The sequence below is a fragment of the Corynebacterium ureicelerivorans genome (genome assembly GCF_000747315.1).
Classification (GTDB): Bacteria; Actinomycetota; Actinomycetes; order Mycobacteriales; family Mycobacteriaceae; genus Corynebacterium; species Corynebacterium mucifaciens.
Genome location: NZ_CP009215.1, coordinates 223892 through 241323 on the forward strand (window position 1 = coordinate 223892; position 17432 = coordinate 241323).

21 protein-coding genes are annotated in these 17432 nt (G+C 64.9%); 10 read left to right on the forward strand and 11 right to left on the reverse strand.

What is annotated here, in order from left to right:
* Positions 1 to 17: 17 nt before the first annotated feature.
* The 3 genes from ccsB to CUREI_RS01130 are packed head-to-tail and all read left to right on the forward strand — an operon-like array spanning position 18 to position 2268.
* Positions 18 to 995: a c-type cytochrome biogenesis protein CcsB gene (ccsB, locus tag CUREI_RS01120; RefSeq protein WP_038613635.1), complete on the forward strand. Its 978-nt coding sequence runs from the start codon at positions 18 to 20 to the stop codon at positions 993 to 995.
* Positions 995 to 2014, forward strand: a complete 1020-nt coding sequence (gene galE / locus CUREI_RS01125; protein ID WP_038609452.1) for a UDP-glucose 4-epimerase GalE — start codon at positions 995 to 997, stop codon at positions 2012 to 2014. Before ccsB ends, galE begins: the two co-directional genes overlap by 1 nt.
* Positions 2011 to 2268, forward strand: a complete 258-nt coding sequence (locus CUREI_RS01130; RefSeq protein WP_038609455.1) for a helix-turn-helix domain-containing protein — start codon at positions 2011 to 2013, stop codon at positions 2266 to 2268. The genes galE and CUREI_RS01130 overlap by 4 nt, the downstream gene beginning before the upstream one ends.
* Before the next feature lie 297 nt (positions 2269 to 2565).
* On the opposite strand, the gene CUREI_RS01135 is transcribed toward CUREI_RS01130, so the two are convergent.
* The gene (locus CUREI_RS01135) at positions 2566 to 2841 is read right to left on the reverse strand and encodes a hypothetical protein (protein ID WP_038613638.1); all 276 of its coding nucleotides are present in this window, start codon (positions 2839 to 2841) and stop codon (positions 2566 to 2568) included.
* A 40-nt stretch (positions 2842 to 2881) separates the two neighbouring features.
* Here CUREI_RS01135 and CUREI_RS01140 point away from each other — a divergent pair, with 40 nt between their 5' ends.
* On the forward strand, positions 2882 to 3193 hold the full coding sequence (locus CUREI_RS01140; protein ID WP_038609458.1) for a DUF4229 domain-containing protein: 312 nt from the start codon (positions 2882 to 2884) through the stop codon (positions 3191 to 3193).
* Positions 3194 to 3216: 23 nt separating this feature from the next.
* On the opposite strand, the gene CUREI_RS01145 is transcribed toward CUREI_RS01140, so the two are convergent.
* The 5 genes from CUREI_RS01145 to CUREI_RS01165 all read right to left on the reverse strand — a co-directional run bounded on the left by CUREI_RS01145 (position 3217) and on the right by CUREI_RS01165 (position 7982).
* Positions 3217 to 3978 (reverse strand): ATP-binding cassette domain-containing protein, encoded by a 762-nt coding sequence (locus CUREI_RS01145; protein WP_038609461.1) that lies wholly within the window; start codon positions 3976 to 3978, stop codon positions 3217 to 3219.
* Positions 3979 to 4995, reverse strand: a complete 1017-nt coding sequence (locus CUREI_RS01150) for an ABC transporter permease (protein WP_051952110.1) — start codon at positions 4993 to 4995, stop codon at positions 3979 to 3981.
* Positions 4992 to 5990 (reverse strand): substrate-binding domain-containing protein, encoded by a 999-nt coding sequence (locus CUREI_RS01155; protein WP_038609464.1) that lies wholly within the window; start codon positions 5988 to 5990, stop codon positions 4992 to 4994. Before CUREI_RS01155 ends, CUREI_RS01150 begins: the two co-directional genes overlap by 4 nt.
* Before the next feature lie 48 nt (positions 5991 to 6038).
* Positions 6039 to 6941 (reverse strand): AEC family transporter, encoded by a 903-nt coding sequence (locus CUREI_RS01160; RefSeq protein WP_038609467.1) that lies wholly within the window; start codon positions 6939 to 6941, stop codon positions 6039 to 6041.
* Positions 6942 to 7016: 75 nt separating this feature from the next.
* Complete coding sequence (locus tag CUREI_RS01165) at positions 7017 to 7982, reverse strand: 1,4-dihydroxy-2-naphthoate polyprenyltransferase (RefSeq protein WP_038613643.1); 966 nt, start codon at positions 7980 to 7982, stop codon at positions 7017 to 7019.
* A gap of 39 nt (positions 7983 to 8021) precedes the next feature.
* Here CUREI_RS01165 and CUREI_RS01170 point away from each other — a divergent pair, with 39 nt between their 5' ends.
* On the forward strand, positions 8022 to 8861 hold the full coding sequence (locus tag CUREI_RS01170) for a hypothetical protein (RefSeq protein ID WP_038609470.1): 840 nt from the start codon (positions 8022 to 8024) through the stop codon (positions 8859 to 8861).
* A 19-nt stretch (positions 8862 to 8880) separates the two neighbouring features.
* Here the strand turns inward: CUREI_RS01170 and CUREI_RS01175 are convergent, their stop codons facing one another.
* Positions 8881 to 9228 (reverse strand): ArsR/SmtB family transcription factor, encoded by a 348-nt coding sequence (locus CUREI_RS01175; RefSeq protein ID WP_038609473.1) that lies wholly within the window; start codon positions 9226 to 9228, stop codon positions 8881 to 8883.
* A 115-nt stretch (positions 9229 to 9343) separates the two neighbouring features.
* Here CUREI_RS01175 and arsB point away from each other — a divergent pair, with 115 nt between their 5' ends.
* Positions 9344 to 10399 (forward strand): ACR3 family arsenite efflux transporter, encoded by a 1056-nt coding sequence (gene arsB / locus CUREI_RS01180; RefSeq protein WP_330216991.1) that lies wholly within the window; start codon positions 9344 to 9346, stop codon positions 10397 to 10399.
* Positions 10396 to 10815 carry an arsenate-mycothiol transferase ArsC gene (locus tag CUREI_RS01185; protein ID WP_038609479.1) on the forward strand — a complete coding sequence of 140 codons (420 nt, stop codon included), beginning with the start codon at positions 10396 to 10398 and terminating at the stop codon, positions 10813 to 10815. The genes arsB and CUREI_RS01185 overlap by 4 nt, the downstream gene beginning before the upstream one ends.
* On the opposite strand, the gene CUREI_RS01190 is transcribed toward CUREI_RS01185, so the two are convergent.
* Entirely contained in the window at positions 10812 to 11381 is a 570-nt protein-coding gene (locus CUREI_RS01190) for a TetR/AcrR family transcriptional regulator (protein ID WP_038609482.1), read from the reverse strand. The genes CUREI_RS01185 and CUREI_RS01190 overlap by 4 nt on opposite strands.
* Before the next feature lie 88 nt (positions 11382 to 11469).
* Between CUREI_RS01190 and CUREI_RS01195 the strand changes: the two genes are divergently transcribed.
* Positions 11470 to 12465, forward strand: coding sequence for a membrane protein (locus CUREI_RS01195; protein ID WP_038609485.1), 996 nt, complete (start codon positions 11470 to 11472; stop codon positions 12463 to 12465).
* 28 nt (positions 12466 to 12493) lie between these two features.
* On the opposite strand, the gene CUREI_RS12410 is transcribed toward CUREI_RS01195, so the two are convergent.
* The gene (locus tag CUREI_RS12410; protein ID WP_158407438.1) at positions 12494 to 12649 is read right to left on the reverse strand and encodes a hypothetical protein; all 156 of its coding nucleotides are present in this window, start codon (positions 12647 to 12649) and stop codon (positions 12494 to 12496) included.
* A 77-nt stretch (positions 12650 to 12726) separates the two neighbouring features.
* Entirely contained in the window at positions 12727 to 13380 is a 654-nt protein-coding gene (locus tag CUREI_RS01200) for a hypothetical protein (protein ID WP_141764948.1), read from the reverse strand.
* Between the two features lie 363 nt (positions 13381 to 13743).
* Here CUREI_RS01200 and CUREI_RS01205 point away from each other — a divergent pair, with 363 nt between their 5' ends.
* Together CUREI_RS01205 and CUREI_RS01210 are read left to right on the forward strand one after the other, a co-directional pair.
* Complete coding sequence (locus CUREI_RS01205) at positions 13744 to 14052, forward strand: hypothetical protein (RefSeq protein WP_038609488.1); 309 nt, start codon at positions 13744 to 13746, stop codon at positions 14050 to 14052.
* Positions 14053 to 14063: 11 nt separating this feature from the next.
* Positions 14064 to 14924 carry a class I SAM-dependent methyltransferase gene (locus CUREI_RS01210; RefSeq protein ID WP_038609491.1) on the forward strand — a complete coding sequence of 287 codons (861 nt, stop codon included), beginning with the start codon at positions 14064 to 14066 and terminating at the stop codon, positions 14922 to 14924.
* Positions 14925 to 14934: 10 nt separating this feature from the next.
* Here the strand turns inward: CUREI_RS01210 and CUREI_RS01215 are convergent, their stop codons facing one another.
* Positions 14935 to 17025, reverse strand: a complete 2091-nt coding sequence (locus CUREI_RS01215; protein ID WP_070475253.1) for an exonuclease domain-containing protein — start codon at positions 17023 to 17025, stop codon at positions 14935 to 14937.
* Positions 17026 to 17432: the final 407 nt, after the last annotated feature.

A 17432-nucleotide genomic window follows, 5' to 3' on the forward strand; every position in this document is an offset into this window, starting at 1 on the left:
TGGGGTAGGTTATGGGCATGCTCGTCAACACAACCATGGCGGAGCTGTCTGACCTGACGTTCCGCACCGCATTCATCGTCTACATCGTGGCGCTGATTCTGGCGTTCATCTACTACGGCCGCGTCAACAGCGTCATCGAGGCGCGACGCGAGGCCCTGGCAGAGCAGAAGGTGCTGGTTGGCGCGGGGGGACCGGAGGTCGTCGAGAAGCAAAAGTCTGACGAGGACATGATCGCCAACGCCCGCAAATGGGCAGGCATGACCCAAGCTCTCGTTTGGGTCGGCGTTGCGCTGCACCTGGTGGCGTTTGTCACCCGCGGGCTCGCCGCGAACCGCTTCCCGCTGGGCAACCTGTACGAGTACATCCTGTTCATGACCGCCGTGATCATGGTCGTCGCCGCAGTGGTGATCCAGCGGCGCAACTGGCACACCGTCTGGCCGTGGCTGCTGTTTCCCATGGTCATCGCGATGTTTTTGAACTCCACCGTGTTCCACATCCAGGCCGCGCCGGTGGTGCCCGCGCTGCAGTCCTACTGGCAGCCGGTGCACGTCTCCACGGTGTCCATCGGCGCGTCCGTGGGCCTGGTCTCCGGCGTGTTCGCCCTGCTGTACCTGCTGCGCATGTGGCAGCCGCGCGGTGAAGAACACGGATTCCTGGGTGCGATCCTCCGCCCGCTGCCGGACGCGAAAACGCTGGACCAGATCGCGTACAAAACCGCGGTGGTGACCCTGCCGCTGTTCGGCATCGGCATCGTCTTCGGCGCCATTTGGGCCGAGGTGGCCTGGGGCCGTTTCTGGGGCTGGGACGCCAAAGAAACCGTCTCCATGATCACCTGGATCCTCTACGCCGCCTACCTCCACGCGCGCGCGACGGCCGGGTGGAAGTCCGCCGCGGCCGCCTGGATCAACGTCTTCGCCATGGCCATGACGATCTTTAACATGACGTACGTGAACACCGTGATCGCCGGCCTGCACTCCTACGCGGGGCTGAACTAGTGAAGGTTCTGATTACCGGCGGGGCCGGCTACATCGGCTCCACTATTGCGTCTTGCTGCGCTGACGCCGGGATCACCCCGGTGATTGTGGACGACTTCTCCACCGGCCTGCGCGTCTTCGGGCAGCGCTTCGCCTGCTACGAGGGCGACGTCGCCGACGTTGATTTGCTGGAGCGGGTGTTCGCCGAGCACCCGGACATCGACGCGGTGATCCATTGCGCCGCCAAAATCGTCGTGCCCGAGTCGGTGGAGCAGCCCTTGGTGTACTACGACAACAACGTGGGCAAAGCCATCACGCTGTTGTCGGCGATGGAGCGCTTCGGCGTGCGCCGCTTCGTGCTCTCCTCCACCGCGTCCATGTACGAGCCGGGGCCGGACTACATGGTGGACGAGACCAGCGCCGTGGACCCGCAGAGCCCGTACGCGGCGTCGAAGTGGCTGCTGGAGCGTGTGCTTCGCGACGAAGCCGCCACCGGCCGCCTCGGCGTCGTCGCGCTGCGCTACTTCAACCCGATCGGCGCGGACCCGGCGCTGCGCACCGGCCTGCAGAACCCGCACCCCACCCACGCCATGGGCAAGATGATCTCCGCGCACGCCGCCGGCGAGCCCTTCACCGTCACCGGCGTGGACTGGCCCACCCGCGACGGCTCTGGCCTGCGCGATTACATTCACGTCTGGGACCTGGCCCGCGCGCACGTCGCGGTGCTTCAGCGCTTCGACTCTGTGGTGGGGGATTCCGGCTACGACGTGATCAACCTCGGCACCGGCCAGGGCACCACCGTCTTCGAGCTGGCCGAGGCGTTCGGCGAAGCCACCGGAACACCGCTTGAGGTCCGCACCGGCCCCGCCCGCCCCGGCGATGTGGTCGGCAGCGCGTCGCGCACCGACAAGGCCCAGTCGGTTTTGGGGTGGTCCGCGGAGCTCTCGCTTGTCGACGGCGTCCGCGACGCCCTCGCCTGGGCCGAGAAACTGCCCGCAGTGCTCACCGAGGAAGCCGGCCGAAAGGAGGCGGGCCGATGAGCGACGCCCACCACAAACCCCGCAACAAGCAGGGCAAACCCGCCAGCGACGACCCGGTGCTGATCGCCCTGGGGGAGCAGATCGCCTCCCGGCGCCGCTCCGCCGGCCGCCTCCAACAAGATGTCGCCGACGCCGCCGGGGTGTCCCGCTCCACCCTGCACACCATCGAGCACGGCGGCGCCGGCGTGCGCTGGGAGAAGGTCATCGCCGTGGCAGCCGAGCTCGGCCTGCGCGTCGGCTTCACCGAGGCGTAAGGGCGGGCGGCCGGCCTCCGTGCCTGGGGCTCCCGGCCGCGTTCCGACCCCGCCGCGCTGACTTTCCGTGGCGGAATCTGTCAGTCCTGCCCTATTTCCCCAGGTCGGCGCAAACGGCTGCCGTGATTTGTCAGGAACACCCCGCCCCGTGCGGAATAGTTCACGCGCCAAGGTGGCCCGAGTGAACTATTTCGCAGCCGATTTTCCGCGACCTGCGCAAACGCTGGCTATGTGACCGTCCAAAAGCGGGATAGTTCACACCCGAGTGAACTATCCCGCACGCGGGGCGGCCTGAGCCTAGCCGCTGTCGTCGCGGCGCCGGCGGCGTTCTTCTTCCTCCCGGCGTTTGCGCTCCGCCTCTTCACGAGCGCGGCGCTCCTTGAACCGGTTCTTTTCGATGTTCCAGAGGAACTCTTCGTCGTCGTCAGGCCCCTTGATCACGGGTTTTTGCTCCACCTGCCGCTGCGAGCCGCCGCGCAGCGACCCGTAGCGCTCGGCGGAGCCGGGGCCGAACGCGCGCCAGAGCAGCACGGCGGCCAGGACGACCAATGCGAGGAGTAGCAACCTTCCCATGGTTTTAAACATACTTGGCCACCGGATAGGGTGAACAACCGTGACTGATCAACGTTCTCCGCAGGTGGACCCCGAGGCGAAGTCCCGGGCGAACAAGGCCGTGGCCATCTACGGCTTGGACCGCCTGCTTTTGTTCATCGCGCTGACGGTGGTGATCCAGCTGCTCGCGGTGCTCATTGGCGCGCCGGTGCCGCTGATTATGTCGGCGCTGTTGGCGCTGATTGTGGCCTTCCCGTTGTCGATGCTGCTGTTTAAGCGCCACCGCATTGAGGCGAATGAGGCGGTCGCGGAGCTGAAGCGCCAGCGCCAGGCGCGCAAGGACTGGATCCAGACTGAGCTCGCCGGCCGCTAGCTCGCCTATCGACGCACCAAAGGTCAGTCCCGCCGCAGCTCATGGCTCAGCGCCTCGAGCTCGCCGCCGCCGGCCATCTGGTGGGTCAGCTCTTCGAGGGTGACTTCGGAGCGTGGTGCGTCGAGTTCCTGGTGGCCGAGCTTCAGAATGGTGAAGTGGTCGCCGACCAAGAAGGCGTGGTGGGGGTTGTGGGTGACCAGAACGACGGCGATGCCGCGCTCGCGGGCGGCGGCGACCATGCGCAGCACCGCCCCGGACTGCTTCACGCCAAGCGCCGCCGTGGGCTCGTCGAGGATGAGCACGCGGGCGCCGAAGTAGACGGCACGCGCGATGGCGATGACTTGGCGCTGGCCGCCGGAGAGGTTGCCGGCTTCGACGTCCACGTCGGGAATGTCAATGCCCATCTCCAAAAGCTGCTCGGAGCAGATCCGTTTCATCTTCGCCTGGCGCAGCACACCGAGCGCGCCGGTGAGTTCCTGGCCGAGGAAGAAGTTGCGCCACACGCTGAGCTCGTCGACGATCGCCAGCGTCTGGTGGACGGTGGCGATGCCGGCGCTGATGGCGTCGCGGGGGGAGGTGAGGGTGGTGGCGGAGCCGTCGATAAGCATGGTGCCCGAAGTGGGCGTGTGCAGGCCCGACAGGGTTTTGATCAGGGTGGATTTGCCGGCGCCGTTGTCGCCGAGCACGCAGGTGACTTCGCCTTCGCGCACGGCGAGGTTGACGCCGCGCAGCGCCTCGAAGCTGCCGTAGGACTTGGTGATGTTTTCCAGTTCGATGACAGCCACTTAGCGCCCCTTGGTGTAGTTGGCGAAGGAGGTGTTCGCGAGCACCGCCACCAGCAGCGTCGCCCCGAGGAAGAACTTGAACCAGTCCGGGTTCCAACCGGCGTAGACGATGCCCTGGTTGGTCATGCCGAAGATCAGCGCGCCGATGGCGGTGCCCACGGCGGTGCCGCGCCCGCCCGTCATGGCGCAGCCGCCGATGACCGCGGCGATGATGTAGAGGAACTCGTTGCCCACGCCCTGGCCGGCCTGGATGGAGTCGAAGGCGAACAGGGTGTGCATCCCTACGAACCACGCGGCGAAGCCGACGCCCATGAACAGCAGGATCTTCACGCGGCGCACCGGCACGCCGACGGCGCGGGCGGCCTCGGCGTTGCCGCCGACGGCGGTGATCCAGCCGCCGAGCTTGGTGCGGAACAGCACGAACGACGCCACGGCGACGAAGAAGATCCACCACAGCACGGTGACCGATATGCGCACGTTGCCGATGTGGAAGGAGCCGGCGAACACGGCGTGGGCGGACGGGAAGCCCTCCATGTCCGCGATGGTGGGGGTGGCCACCTGGCCGGTGACCAGCTTCGTCACCGCCAGGTTCAGGCCCTGGAGCATGAGGAAGGCAGCCAGGGTGATCAGGAAGGAATCGATGCCGGTGCGCGTGACCAAAAAGCCGTTGAGCGCGCCGATGGCCAGCGATATCCCCAGCGCCAGAAACGCGCCCACCCAGGAGTTTAAGTGCAGGTTGTAGTTGAGCATCGTCGCGGCGAGCGCGGCGGTGGTCACGGCCACGCCTGAGGAGAGGTCGAACTCCCCGCCGATCATGAGCATGCCCACCGCCAGTGCCACAATCCCCAGTGTGGAGCTGGCGTACAGCGTGGTGGCCAGCGCCTCAAAGGAGCGGAACGCCGGCGCCACGGAGAGGAAGAAGACGAAGATGGCGATGAAGCCGAGCAGGCTGGCAAACTCCGGGCGGCGGATCAGGCGCGCGAACCCGGTGCGGGTTTTCAGGCGGTCGTCCCTCATCGCATACCTGCCTTCGCTGCCTCTTCGACCTTGTCCACGTTTGTAGCATCCACGAAACTCGGGCCGGTGTATACCGGGCGCCCGCCGCCGAGGGTGCCACCGTTACGTTTTGCAATCCACAGCGAGTCCACCGCCAGGTAGCCCTGCAGGTACGGCTGCTGGTCCACCGCCCACGCCACGCGCCCGTCCGCGATGGCGCCGACGAGCTCCGCGTTGGTGTCGAATGTGGCCACCTGCGCCTGCGTGCCGGACTGGTTCACAGACTCCACAGCGCGCATCGCCACCGGCGCCTGTAGCGCGAAGACGGTGTCGAAGGAGCGGTCCTGGGAGAGCTTGGAGGAGATGGTGGACTGCACCGAGGTGAGGTCCTGGCCGTTGACGTACAGCAGCTCCACAGCGTTTGAGCCGCCGCCGAGGCCCTCGCGCACGCCCGCGCAGCGCGCCTCCTGGGAAGAGTTGCCCTGCTCGTGGATCACACACAGCACCTTCTTCTTGCCCTCCTCCTTCAGGCGCTCGCCGGCGGCGCGGCCGGCGACGGTTTCGTCCTGGCCGAAGAAGCCGGTCATCCCGTAGTCCTGGTAGGCGGTCATGCCGGCGTTGAGCCCGACGACGGGGATGCCGCGGTCCACGGCGTCGCGCGCCGCCGGGCCGATCGCCTCGGCATTCGGCATGGTCACGGCGATGCCGTCCACGCCCGCGTCCACCGCGGAGCGCACGAAGTTCGCCTGGTTAGGAGCCTGCGGGTCGGACGAGTAGCGCAGCTCGATGTTGTCTTTCTTCGCGGCGTCCTCCGCACCTTTGCGCACGAGGTCCCAGTAGGTGTCGCCGGGCGCGCCGTGGGTGACCATCGCCACCACGTACCGCGGGGTGTCCACGCCGCCCGCCGTGCCGCCGCTGGCTTCGTTGCGGGGGGCTCCGCCTGTCGACGAGCATCCGCCCAACACCGCCACCACCGCAAGCACCGCGGCGGCCACTGCTTTCCGCGCCTTGTTCATTGCCAAAGTGTGAACCACTCCACTCGGATCCGTCAAGCGCAGGCGCTTTTAGAACACCCCGGCGATGAGCAGCATCGCGGGCAGCGCCAGGAAGGTGGTGAGGAAGACGGTGTCGCGGCAGATCACTTCGCCGGAGCGGTACGTCGCGGCGTAGTTGTACACGTTTTGCGCCGTGGGCAGCGCGCATAGGATCAGCGCGGCGTACATCTCTTGGCCCTCCAAGCCCAGCAGCGTGCCGACGACCCACGCCACCGCCGGCATGCCCACCAGCTTCAACGCGGTGGCGGTGATGGTGGGGCCGCGGTGGCTCTGCAGCACCTTCTCGCCGGTGAGTGAGGCACCGAAGCTCATCAGGATCAGCGGGATGGACGCCCCGCCGAGGATCTCCAGCGGCGCGAGCACCGGCTCCGGCACGGTCCAGGACGCCGCGGAGACGGCGAAGCCCGCGAACGCCGCGACCACCACGGGTGCGGTCAGGCCGGCTACCACGGACTTGCCGACGCCCTTCGCGCCCCGGTCCAGCCCCGCGATGACGATGGGGGAGAGTACCGCCATCTGGAGGACGAGGGCGGGCACGACGAAGGTGGCGTCGCCAAGCACATAGGTTGCGATGGGCAGGCCGATGTTGACGGAGTTGTAGTAGCTCGAGGACGCCGCGCCCGCCATCGTCTCCGCCGCGTCCTGGCGGAAGAAGACCGCGCTGATCGCCCAGTAAATGAGCATGGTCACCACCGTGGCGACGGCGATGACCAGGATGACCGGAGAGAAAAACGCGTCCGTGTCCGAAACCGCCACCGAGGAGAAGATCAGTGACGGGGTGGCCACGTAGAACGCGATGCGGTTGAGCTGCAGGCGCTCCTCGCCCGGCCCGATGACGCGCTTGTGCGCCAGCCACCACCCCGCCGCGATGACGGTGAAGATGATGGCGAAACCGGTGAGGACGTCAAGCATGCGGCTGAGTGTATCGCTGGGGGTGGTTGCGTTTGGGAATGCGGCAAATATTTGCCACATTCCCAAACGCAACACTTACGACAGAGGCGCGTACGGCACGGCCTCGCCGATGCCGCTGAACCCGCCCCAGAACGACCAGCCGAACCACGCGAACGCCACCGCGGTGACCACGGCCCAGGCCAGCATGGTCTTGCCGTTCAGCCCCAGCACCGGGATGAGCTCTTTGCCCGAAGCCCCGCCGCGTACCTTCAAAACGCTCGCCACCGCCAGCGGCAGCGCCACAAGCGCCGCTAGCGCAGACACGGTGGTCATCGACAACACCACTGAGATGAAGAACGGGAACAACGTCAGGACGGTGAAGAGGGTGCGCGCGTTGTCGTCGCCAAGCCTTACCGCAAGTGTGCGCTTGCCGGCGGCCGCATCGGTGGGTATGTCGCGGATGTTGTTGGCCAGGTTCACCGACGCGGAGATCGCGCCGATGGCCAGCGCACACAAGAAGCCTTCCCAGGACACCATTCCGGACTGGGTGTATTCGGTGCCCATCACGGCGACCAGCCCGAAGAACACAAACACCGATAGTTCGCCGAAGCCGGAGTAACCGTAGGGGCTGTCGCCGCCGGTGTAGAACCACGCCGCGGCGATGCACAGCGCGCCCACCAGCACAAGCCACATCGCGCCCGCCACCGCGGACAGGATCACGCCGAACACCGCGGCGGCGCCGAACGCGATAAACGCCGCGAGCTTCACCTGCTCCGGCGCGGCCAGCCCGGAGCCGGTCAGGCGCGTCGGGCCGGTGCGGTCGTCGTCGGTGCCGCGGATGCCGTCGGAGTAGTCGTTGGCGTAGTTCACGCCGATGATCAGCGCCCACGCCACTAAAAGCGCGAGCACTGCGCGGCCGGGGTGGGCCTGCAAGGTCAGGGCCGCCACACCGGTGCCGGCGATGACGGGGGCGAAAGCGTTGGGCCAGGTGTGGGGGCGGGCGGCTTCCCACCAGTCGCGGGGGGTGGCGGTGTGAGTCCCAGTGTCAGTCATGCCCTCCATCATGCACCCTCCCTCGCCGGTCGGCTAGGGTAATGCGCCATGTGGATTGACTACGCCGTGCGGCAGGGGTTCGTGGCCACCGGCGCATTCGTTCGTCTCCCGTTGCTGCTCAACGCGGCGCACAACTCGGATAAGCGTTTCCCGGAGGACGGTGAAACCGTCATTTCTTTGACCACCCACGGCACCCGTTTGCGCTCCGCGTCCGCGGCGATCGCGTCGCTTTTGGTGGGCACGGTGCGCCTGCCGGTGCACCTGTGGCTGGATCCCGTGGATTTTCACGCCCGGTGGCCGGACGCGCTGCGGGCGTTGGCGGATCGCGGCCTGCAGGTGCACGAGTCCACCGGCGGCTTGGGCCCGCACACCAAGTATTACGGCACGTTCCAGCAGTATCCGGACTGCAACGTCATCACCGTCGATGACGATGTGCTTTACCCGCGCACCTTCGCGCAGAAGCTTATTAGCGCCCCTTCGGCCACCACCATCACCGCCTACCGCGCCCACAGAGTGGTGCTGGATGATAACGGCATCGCCCCGTATAAGAAGTGGAAGCCGGTGCGCAGCGCCGAGCCGTCGATTCTGCACTTCGCCACCGGCGTGGACGGCGTGCGCTACCCGAAGGAGATGGTGCGCTACGTCGCCGAGCGTGGCACGGAGTTTTTGGACCTCGCCCCGCGCGCCGACGACGTGTGGCTGAACCACTGCGCCCTGCGCGCCGAGTTCCCGGTGAAGCAGGTCTCGGAGCGCTCCGCGAACTTCCCGCTGGTCCCGGGCTCGCAGCGTGTGCGCCTGTCGCGGGTGAACCTCTCCGGCGGCAACGACGTCCAAATCGCGGCGACGTATTCAGCAGAAGACGTAGCCAAGCTGCGCGCTGCGGAGTAGGGGTCTGCGCCCGTGAGTTTCAGTCCATCTGCAGCACGGCGCGAAGTTCCGCGAACAGCTCTGGACGCAACCGGTGGAGGACCGACCTGCCCAGGCGGCTCTTTTCTAGGAGGCCGGCCTCGGTAAGTTTTTTGAGGTGGTGGGAAACCGTCGGTTGGCTTAGCCCAGAGCGTTGCGTCAGTTCGCTCACGCTCATCGGCTCGCAGCCCTCTTCGGCGAGCCAGGAGAGTAGTTGCAGCCGGCCGGGGTCCGCCAAAACTTTGAACAGGGCCGCGTAACGCGTCGCGTCGTCTGCGGAGAGCAAGCCGGAGCCCAGCGAGCAGCAGTCGAGGCCAGTGTCTGCTGTCGTGGCGACAGAATCTTTCATGCTTCCTACCTTTTCATATTGACAACGATAAATGTGCCTTTTAGTGTCCGTATTGATAATCGTCAATAGATAAGGATTCCAGATGGAAGACACAACCTCTCAGCCAGTAGAGCGCATGTCATTTCTTGACCGCTTCCTACCGGTGTGGATCATGCTCGCCATGGCGGCGGGCCTCGCCCTCGGCCGCGCAGTGCCGGGGCTTTCGGGCGCACTCGAGCGCCTTGAAGTCGGCGGGATCTCGCTGCCGATCGCGCTCGGCCTGCTGGTGATGATGTACCCGCCGCTGGCCAAGGTGCGCTACGACAAGACCCGCGAGATCGCCACCGACAAACGGCTCATGACCGTGTCCATCATCTTGAACTGGATTGTCGGCCCCGCGTTCATGTTCGCCCTCGCCTGGATCTTCCTGCCCAACGAGCCCGAGCTGCGCACCGGCCTGATCATCGTCGGCTTGGCCCGCTGCATCGCCATGGTGCTGGTGTGGTCCGACCTCGCCTGCGCAGACCGGGAAGCCACCGCCGTGCTGGTGGCCATCAACTCGGTGTTCCAGGTGCTCATGTTCGGCGTGCTCGGCTGGTTCTATCTGCAGGTCCTGCCGTCTTGGCTGGGCCTGGAGACCACCTCGGTGGAGTTCTCCTTCTGGGCGATCGTCTCCTCCGTGCTTGTCTTTTTGGGCATCCCGCTGCTGGCCGGGCTGCTGTCTCGCATCATCGGTGAGCGCACCAAGGGCCGCGACTGGTACGAGAACACCTTCCTGCCCCGGATCTCCCCGCTGGCGCTGGTCGGCCTGCTGTACACGATCGTGCTGCTGTTTTCCCTGCAGGGCGACCAGATCCTGTCCAGGCCGTTGACTGTGGCCACGGTGGCGCTGCCGCTGCTGTGCTACTTCGTGGGCATGTTCGCCGTGGCACTTGTGGTGGCCAAACTCTCCGGCATGGACTACGCCCAATCCGCCTCGGTGGCGTTTACCGCCGCCGGCAACAACTTCGAGCTCGCCATCGCGGTGGCGATCGGCACCTTCGGCGCCACCTCCGCCCAGGCGCTGGCGGGTACGATTGGCCCGCTCATCGAGATCCCGGTGCTCGTCGGCTTGGTCTACCTCATGCGGGGGATCGGCCCGAAACTGTTCCCCGGTGACCCAACCCTGCCTAACCAAAGGAGCCTTACATGAAGCCCTCAGTCCTGTTCGTCTGCGTCGGCAACGGCGGCAAGTCCCAGATGGCGGCGGCGCTCGCCGAGAAGCACGCGGGTAGCCAGCTCGGCATCCACTCCGCAGGCACCAAACCCGGCACGAAGCTGAACCAGGAATCGGTCGAGGCGATTGCAGAGACTGGCGCCGACATGTCGCACGGCACGCCCAAACCCATCGATCCGGAACTGCTGCGCAGCGTTGATCGCGTCGTGGTGCTCGGCGAAGACGCGCAGGTGGAAATGCCTGACGGCGCCCGCGGCACGCTGGAGCGCTGGCGCACCGACGAACCCTCGCACCGCGGCATCGAAGGCATGGAGCGCATGCGCCTCGTGCGCGACGACATTGACGCCCGTGTGCGTTCGCTTATCGACGAGCTAGTAGGACCCGTACATTAGCTCGCTTGCTGGGTGCGCAATCCATCAATGAACACGTCGACGAGCCAGGCGCGCCTGCCCGCGAACGCTTCCTCCGCGGGCTCGGGCAGCGGGCGTGAGAGCGCGATGATGGCGAAGTGGAACGACAGGTAGTCGAGGTCCGGGGGGCACAGTTCGTGCTGTTTGGCTTGCGCAAGTAGCGGGTCGTAGATGGCTTGCAGCTGCGCGGTGGCGACAGCCCTGTCTTCGTGCGACAACGTGGGTAGCAGTTTGGGCAGGATTTCCTGGCCGACGGCGGGGAAGTTCAAGTTCACCATCTCGCCGATCGCGGAACGCCAGGTGTCTTCGGGTAGGTCGGGGAAACGCAGGAGGTGCTTGGCCACCACGTCGCGCATGCTGTTCATGGTGTGTTCGAGCACCGCGCGGAAGAGCTCGTCCCTGTCGGGGAAGTGGCGGCTCGCGGTGGCCACGCCCACGCCTGCCTCCTTAGCGATGTTGCGCAGCGACACGCCAGGCCCCATCTGGGCGATGAGCGTGGAGGCGACCTCCGCAATCGCTTGACGGTTTTCGGCAGCATCTTTTCGCATGACCCGCAGCTTACCGTTGACGCGCCAGAAGTGGAACAGTATGCTCCATTTGTGTAATTGAAACACACTGTTCCATTTGGAGGAGATTATGTCCACAACCGTGGCGCGCCCCGCACCCACGCAGGGCGCAACAAAGAAGGCACTCGCCATGATCCTTGGCATCCCCGTCGTCATCGGACTGATGCTCTGGGCGTTTTTGGCCCCGACATTCGCGTCCGGGCCGGACGGGGTGCCGGTTGCGGTGGCCGGTCCGGGGCCTGTCGTCGAGAAGCTCATTGCTCAAGCTGAACAGCAAGAGGAGCACCCGGACTTCATCACCGTGAGCTCGCCGGAGGAGGCGGAGACGATGGTGCGCGACCGCGAGGCGGTTGGCGCGATCGCGATCGGTGAAGGCGGCGCGACCGTGTATACCGCCTCCGGCAATGGCGCACCGTACGTGCAAATGCTGAGCGGTGTCGCTCAAAACATGGAGGCCAGCGGCATGCCTGTGGAAACGAAGGATCTCGCCCCCACCACCAAAGATGACCCGCAGGCCCAAGGCCTCGCGCTGCTCGGACTGCCGCTCGCGTTCGGCGGCGTGATCTCGGGCATCTTGCCGACGCTGCTGCTTCGCGGGAAGAAGTGGTCGAAGGCTGCCGTGATTGCTGGTGTTGCAATGATTGGCGCCGGTGTCGCGGTCTGGATGCTGCACGGCGTATACGGCACCCTCTCCGGCAGCGTGTTCATGGAATGGTTGGCTGTGACGCTCGGCATCGCCGCGACGTCGTCGGTGACCGCGGGCCTCGGCGCGCTTATGGGTATGCCGGGTGCGGGCCTGGGCGCGGTGCTGACAATCTTCGTTGCCAACCCCTTGTCCGGCCTGGCCACGGGCCCGTGGTTGCTGCCGGCGGGTTGGTCCACGCTCGGCCAGCTGATGCCGATTGGCGCGACGGGCTTCCTCGTTCGCTCGCTAAGCTTTTTCGATGGTGCCGGGTCCACGCAGCCCTGGATAGTGTTGTGCTGCTGGATTCTCCTCGGCCTACTCCTGCTGGCCTTCGATCGCTCGAAGGCACCGACTGCTGAAACAACAACTGAAACTGCCTAACCCCTACGCCCGGCCCAAACGTGCACTATCACCTGGCCGGGATCATCGGGATTCGCTGTTTGTTGCGGAACCTCGACGCCTGCATGCGCGCCGGCGAGGTGCCGCGGTAGTGGGTGGTGGAGGGGGAGGTTGCGTACTTCGGATTTGTGGACGGTTTGCGGGAGCGTAGCTTCTCGTGCCTCACACCACCGCATTGTGGCACGAATTACACGATTGTGCTTTGCGAGCAATTGCTTTGCGACGATCCTCCGGTAGCAGTCCTTATTCTGGTCCTTCGACCCTGTACCCGCTCTCTTCCAGAAGGGCCACCGCCCGGGAGAGATTTCCGTGGATCACCCGATCCACCTCCGCGTCGTGGTAGAGGGTGCGGTGAAAATCGAGCCACTCTTCCCATCCTGTCTCGGGCGCAGCGCCGAACTCTCGGATAAGCAGTTCGACGACATCCGTGAGTTGCAAACGGAATTGAGGTCCGCCCATCGGGAAATGGATGTCCTGCTGCTGGGCTGCGGTGTCATACCTTCCCGCACGGGCAAGCAGTAGTCCTAGTGGCACCGAGTCAGCGTGGAACTGGAAATGCGAAGCGGGTTTGTTCCTGGCTTGCGATTCGTACTCGAACCGGACGACCGGGACGGGCTTCTTTCTCGCCCTGAACTCGATTTTGAAGGTGCTTTTCTCTATTTCGACATCGTCGTTGACATCGTCATATCTGAGTAGATACTCATAGCGGAGGACTAGGCGGTCGCTCCCAGAGTGGGCAATAATGACCGGATGAGTACCCTCGACGAATGCTCGTTGTCCGTCAGCCAGAATCTCCGCGTCGATCGGCGATGAGCCCTCAAGGGTCCTCTCGAGCAATTGCACCGTCAGCAGCATGAAGGCGCGCACTGCGTTTTCGAGGCCCCGTGATGAAGTCACGCCACTCCGTATCGGAGCCACATACAGGCCTCGTACCGCTCTAAGAGTCGCTCTTCCGCATACTCAATCGCACCAGCATCCCGTAAGCGACGAAGGTGCTCGACGGTGAGAGGTGCCATTTGGGCTTTCAAACTGGCGAGTTCTTCATCCAATTCCTCCACAGTTCTCCGAACTGGGGTCAGAGACTTTCTCATGGCACCTCCGTTCTTAGTTTTTAGGATGGGGAAGATAATTACGCATTTTAGACAGCTAAATGGGTAGGTTTCTACTCTCGCGCAAGCTAGTCTCGCCAGCGGGTGATAAAAATGCCGACCAAGTGTGCGAGGCCCAAGAAATCAGGCAATTCCGGAGGAAGGAGCAACGATGAACGAGCAGCAGTCGGAAAAACTACGTTCCTATTACGACAACACCGACACCTCCGATCTCATGGAAGATGCTCAACCAGGAGACCTGGGCAATGTCGCAGACCCCGAAGCTAGCGTTGCGTTTACTGTCACCATGCCTAATCGGGTTCTCCGCACCGCGCGGGGAATGGCCGCAGCCGAGGGAGTTTCTACCAACGATGTGCTCCGGCGGTTCATTGAAGCCGGAGTGGATGACCGGGCTGGGGCCGAGGCCTCAATTCCAGTGAGTAAGCTCCTTCGCCTCATCGACGAAGCCCGCGGCGCGTAACATCTGCCACCATGAGCGACGAGCAGACCAACGCACCGCAGTCCGAAACAGCATCCTGGTTCGCGGACAACCAAGCCAACTGGGATTCACGGGCCCACGCCCACATGTTCGGCAACTACGGCGGCAAGGACGAGCTGATCGCGGACAAGACCGCAATCAGCAGCGTCCTCGCGGTGGACATCGACCGCTTCGGCGACCTCACCGGAAAGTCCGTGTGCCACCTGCAGTGCCACGTGGGCACGGACACCATCGGGTTCGCCCGCCGCGGGGCGTCCCGAGTCGTTGGCGTGGATCTGTCCGCCGAGTCGATCAACTACGCCCGCGACTTCGCTGCCCAGGCCGACGCGGACGTCGAGTTCATCCAGAGCAACGTCTACGACGCTCGCGAAGCTGTCGACGGCGAATTCGACCTCGTCTACACCTCCGCCGGCGTGCTGTGCTGGCTGCCGCAGGTGCGGGGGTGGGCGGAGGTTGTCGCAAAGCTACTTGCTCCGGGCGGCACGTTCTTCATCCGCGACGACCACCCCATGTTCATGACCATCGGCGAGGACATCTCCCAGGGTCTACGCATCGAGCAGCCGTACTTCGAAATGCCCGACCCGCTGACCTGGGAGGACGAGGACAGCTACGTCATCACCCCGGGCGCGCCGAAGCTGACTAGCCCGCGCAACCACCAGTGGAACCACTCACTCGGCGAGATTGTCACCGCGCTCATCGACGCCGGCCTGACCATCACCGCCCTCGAAGAAACCCCCTACTCCGCGTGGTGCCCCTGGCCGGAGCTGATGGTGGAGGACTCCCGCGGATTCATCCTCCGCGACAACCCCGAGCGCCTGCCGCTCCAATTCGCTATCACCGCGACGAAGCCCTAGGGGCCTTTGGCTACTTTCCTCGGAACAAGTTAAACAGCGCCATCACGCCAGAAATCGCAGCGGTGAGACCGCCGAAGAAGAAGCCGAGTGCGAACACGCCGGCGATGAAGGACTCGGCATCCGGGTCAAAGGTCTCGATGCACAAACCGAACAGGAAGAAGCACAGCACACCGAGGCCCGCAGACCACTTGAACACCTTGGCGGCCTTCGGGCGCTTTACCGGCGCGGGTGTAGGTTCCGTCGGAGCCGGGGTGCTCCAAGATGAGGGCACCGGCGCAGGGGTGTAGTGCGGAGCGTTCGCAGCGGTGAGGAGCTCTTCGGGGGTCGGGTCGGAAGGTGCGGGTTGTTGGGGTTCGGCGGCGGGTCGGCTGGTTGCCGAAGCCTGGCGGAGGTCAAGAACCGGCTGTGGTCCGGATTCGGTCACGGGCTGCGGGGGAGTGAAAGTGTGGTCGGCAGATGGAGAGGGCGCCGACGTGGTCGCACTTGCGTCGGCAATATCTGCAGGTTGAGCCGGAGCCTCAGGAACCCCGTCGACGGCAAGATCAACGACCATCTCCACCAGTTGGTCGCGGCGTTTCGGCCCAACACCAGGAAGTTGGAGCAGATCGTCGGCGCTGACCTGCAGCATTTCGGGGTGCTCCAAGCTCCACACCGCCAGGTAGCGGTCGATGCCTCGCCCGGTGGCCTCGGGGATGTGGTGAGGCTCGAGGTTCTCGGCCATCTCGTGAAGCGGACGCGTGGGGTGCAGCGCGATCCAGGCCGCCGCGATTCGCGACGGGGATGCGCCCGTCGTGCGAACCTGCTCCGGTGAGAGCCAGGAGAACTGCTCTTGTGTCTCGTGCTCGGCGCTGTCTGCAGGCTGCCCTGACGCTGCGGGTTGCTGCGGAATGGCTTCATGGTCGATCGCGCTCAAGAGCTGCGCGAACTTCGTCTCGCCGACAATCGGGATGCCGTACTTCCTCGCCTTCTGAGCCTTTCCGCTCATGGAGTCCGGATTGGCGGCGACCAGCAACACGCACTTGCGGGTGACATCGCCGACCTCCAGACCTGCGGCGGTGGCGCGCTCTGCCCAGGCATCGCGAGAAATATCCATCGCGCCGGTGAGCGCAATGCGGTCGCCAGGGTGAAGGGTGAATTGGCTGGGGGCGGTGCCGGCCTGTGGTTCGTCGAGAAGCGAATGCATGAGTGCGGGATCCACGCTCAGCGCATCGGCAACAGCGAGAAGTTCGCTGCGTTCCTCTGCGGTGATGACGCCGTCGGACCAGGCCTCGACGACGAGCTGGCGCACGAATTCCTCGTTGATCGCCTCGACGTCGTCGGCGTTTAGCCCGGAAGTGATCGCGGTCTGCTCCAGCTGGCGCATCTCGGTGCGTGAGATCTGGCGGTCGACGAGTGCGCAGGTCAGCTCAGCACGGTAAGCCTCTTCGTCCTTCGTGCCGGTGGCTGGCAGCGTGCGGGAAAGCTGGCCGGTCCATGCGGACGCGGCGCCCCTGGGGAGCACGCGTGGCTCAGCCGCAGGAGCAGGGAAAACAGCGGTGGGAAAACCGTCGAGGACCGCGCCGTGGCGCGTGTGGAAGTACTTCAGCAGTTCTGCGGTGGCCTGCGCATCTGCCAGTGCGGAGTGGGCGAGGGGATTGTGGATCTGCGCGATGGCGAGGGCCTGCTCAAGTTTCTTCACGCCGAGGTGCTGGTTGGACAGCGTCATCGTGTCCACCCAGAACTGCGCGAGACCGTTCTCCGTTTTGGCGCGGGCAAACTCGTTGGTGAGGAAGCGGCGCTCGAACGGCGCGTTGTGCGCCACAAGCGTGCGGCCGTGCAGCAGCGAGCCCAGGTACGCAGCGACGTCGCGGAACGAGGGAGCGTCGACGACGTCGGTGGCAGTGATTTTGTGGATGTAGCTATTCGGGATGTCGCGCTCCGGCTGGATCAACGTCTCCCACGTCCGCTCAACGGTGAGGTCCGGCCGAAGCAGCACCACGCCGATTTCTACGATCCGGTCGCTGGGCATCACACCAGTTGTCTCCAGGTCCACCACTGCGAAACCGGTGTTGTTGACCGGGGTGTTGGTGTGGTTCGGGTGCCCGGGTTGCGGGTCCATCATCGCTCCTTGCTCTCCGCGGCAGTCTGCGCTGCCTTTTGTTGTCTGTTCAGCAGATTAGGCCATGGGCCGACGCGCGGGGTGTGAAATCGGACGGGTGTTCGGGTTGGCGGCGGGGGAGGGGGCCGGAGGGCGTCGATAGGCAAAAGCTCTATGGAACCGGTGGCGGGTTCGCTGCGTCCAAAGGGGTGAAGGGTGAAAACCGGATGTCAATCTATGGTTGACAGATATGCGATGGGGGAGGTTGAACTATGAAGCGTTATGCAGTAATTAGGAAGTTGCGAGCTGAAGCACGCAGACGCGGATTGGAATTTGAGGAGATCCACCTAACTCGCCATGACGCATACCGGGTTGGAGACACGACTCGGACGCTGGGCAGACATAACGAGATAGACGATCTTGCAGCGCGG

Bases quoted from the DNA above. Each gene is read 5' to 3' on its own strand.
- ccsB (WP_038613635.1), top strand. From the start codon at position 18: ATGCTCGTCAACACAACCATGGCGGAGCTGTCTGACCTGACGTTCCGC.
- CUREI_RS01130 (WP_038609455.1), top strand. From the start codon at position 2,011: ATGAGCGACGCCCACCACAAACCCCGCAACAAGCAGGGCAAACCCGCC.
- CUREI_RS01135 (WP_038613638.1), bottom strand. From the start codon at position 2,841: ATGGGAAGGTTGCTACTCCTCGCATTGGTCGTCCTGGCCGCCGTGCTG.
- CUREI_RS01150 (WP_051952110.1), bottom strand. From the start codon at position 4,995: ATGAGGGACGACCGCCTGAAAACCCGCACCGGGTTCGCGCGCCTGATC.
- CUREI_RS01155 (WP_038609464.1), bottom strand. From the start codon at position 5,990: ATGAACAAGGCGCGGAAAGCAGTGGCCGCCGCGGTGCTTGCGGTGGTG.
- CUREI_RS01160 (WP_038609467.1), bottom strand. From the start codon at position 6,941: ATGCTTGACGTCCTCACCGGTTTCGCCATCATCTTCACCGTCATCGCG.
- CUREI_RS01165 (WP_038613643.1), bottom strand. From the start codon at position 7,982: ATGGAGGGCATGACTGACACTGGGACTCACACCGCCACCCCCCGCGAC.
- CUREI_RS01170 (WP_038609470.1), top strand. From the start codon at position 8,022: ATGTGGATTGACTACGCCGTGCGGCAGGGGTTCGTGGCCACCGGCGCA.
- CUREI_RS01175 (WP_038609473.1), bottom strand. From the start codon at position 9,228: ATGAAAGATTCTGTCGCCACGACAGCAGACACTGGCCTCGACTGCTGC.
- arsB (WP_330216991.1), top strand. From the start codon at position 9,344: ATGTCATTTCTTGACCGCTTCCTACCGGTGTGGATCATGCTCGCCATG.
- CUREI_RS01185 (WP_038609479.1), top strand. From the start codon at position 10,396: ATGAAGCCCTCAGTCCTGTTCGTCTGCGTCGGCAACGGCGGCAAGTCC.
- CUREI_RS01190 (WP_038609482.1), bottom strand. From the start codon at position 11,381: ATGCGAAAAGATGCTGCCGAAAACCGTCAAGCGATTGCGGAGGTCGCC.
- CUREI_RS01195 (WP_038609485.1), top strand. From the start codon at position 11,470: ATGTCCACAACCGTGGCGCGCCCCGCACCCACGCAGGGCGCAACAAAG.
- CUREI_RS01205 (WP_038609488.1), top strand. From the start codon at position 13,744: ATGAACGAGCAGCAGTCGGAAAAACTACGTTCCTATTACGACAACACC.
- CUREI_RS01210 (WP_038609491.1), top strand. From the start codon at position 14,064: ATGAGCGACGAGCAGACCAACGCACCGCAGTCCGAAACAGCATCCTGG.
- CUREI_RS01215 (WP_070475253.1), bottom strand. From the start codon at position 17,025: ATGATGGACCCGCAACCCGGGCACCCGAACCACACCAACACCCCGGTC.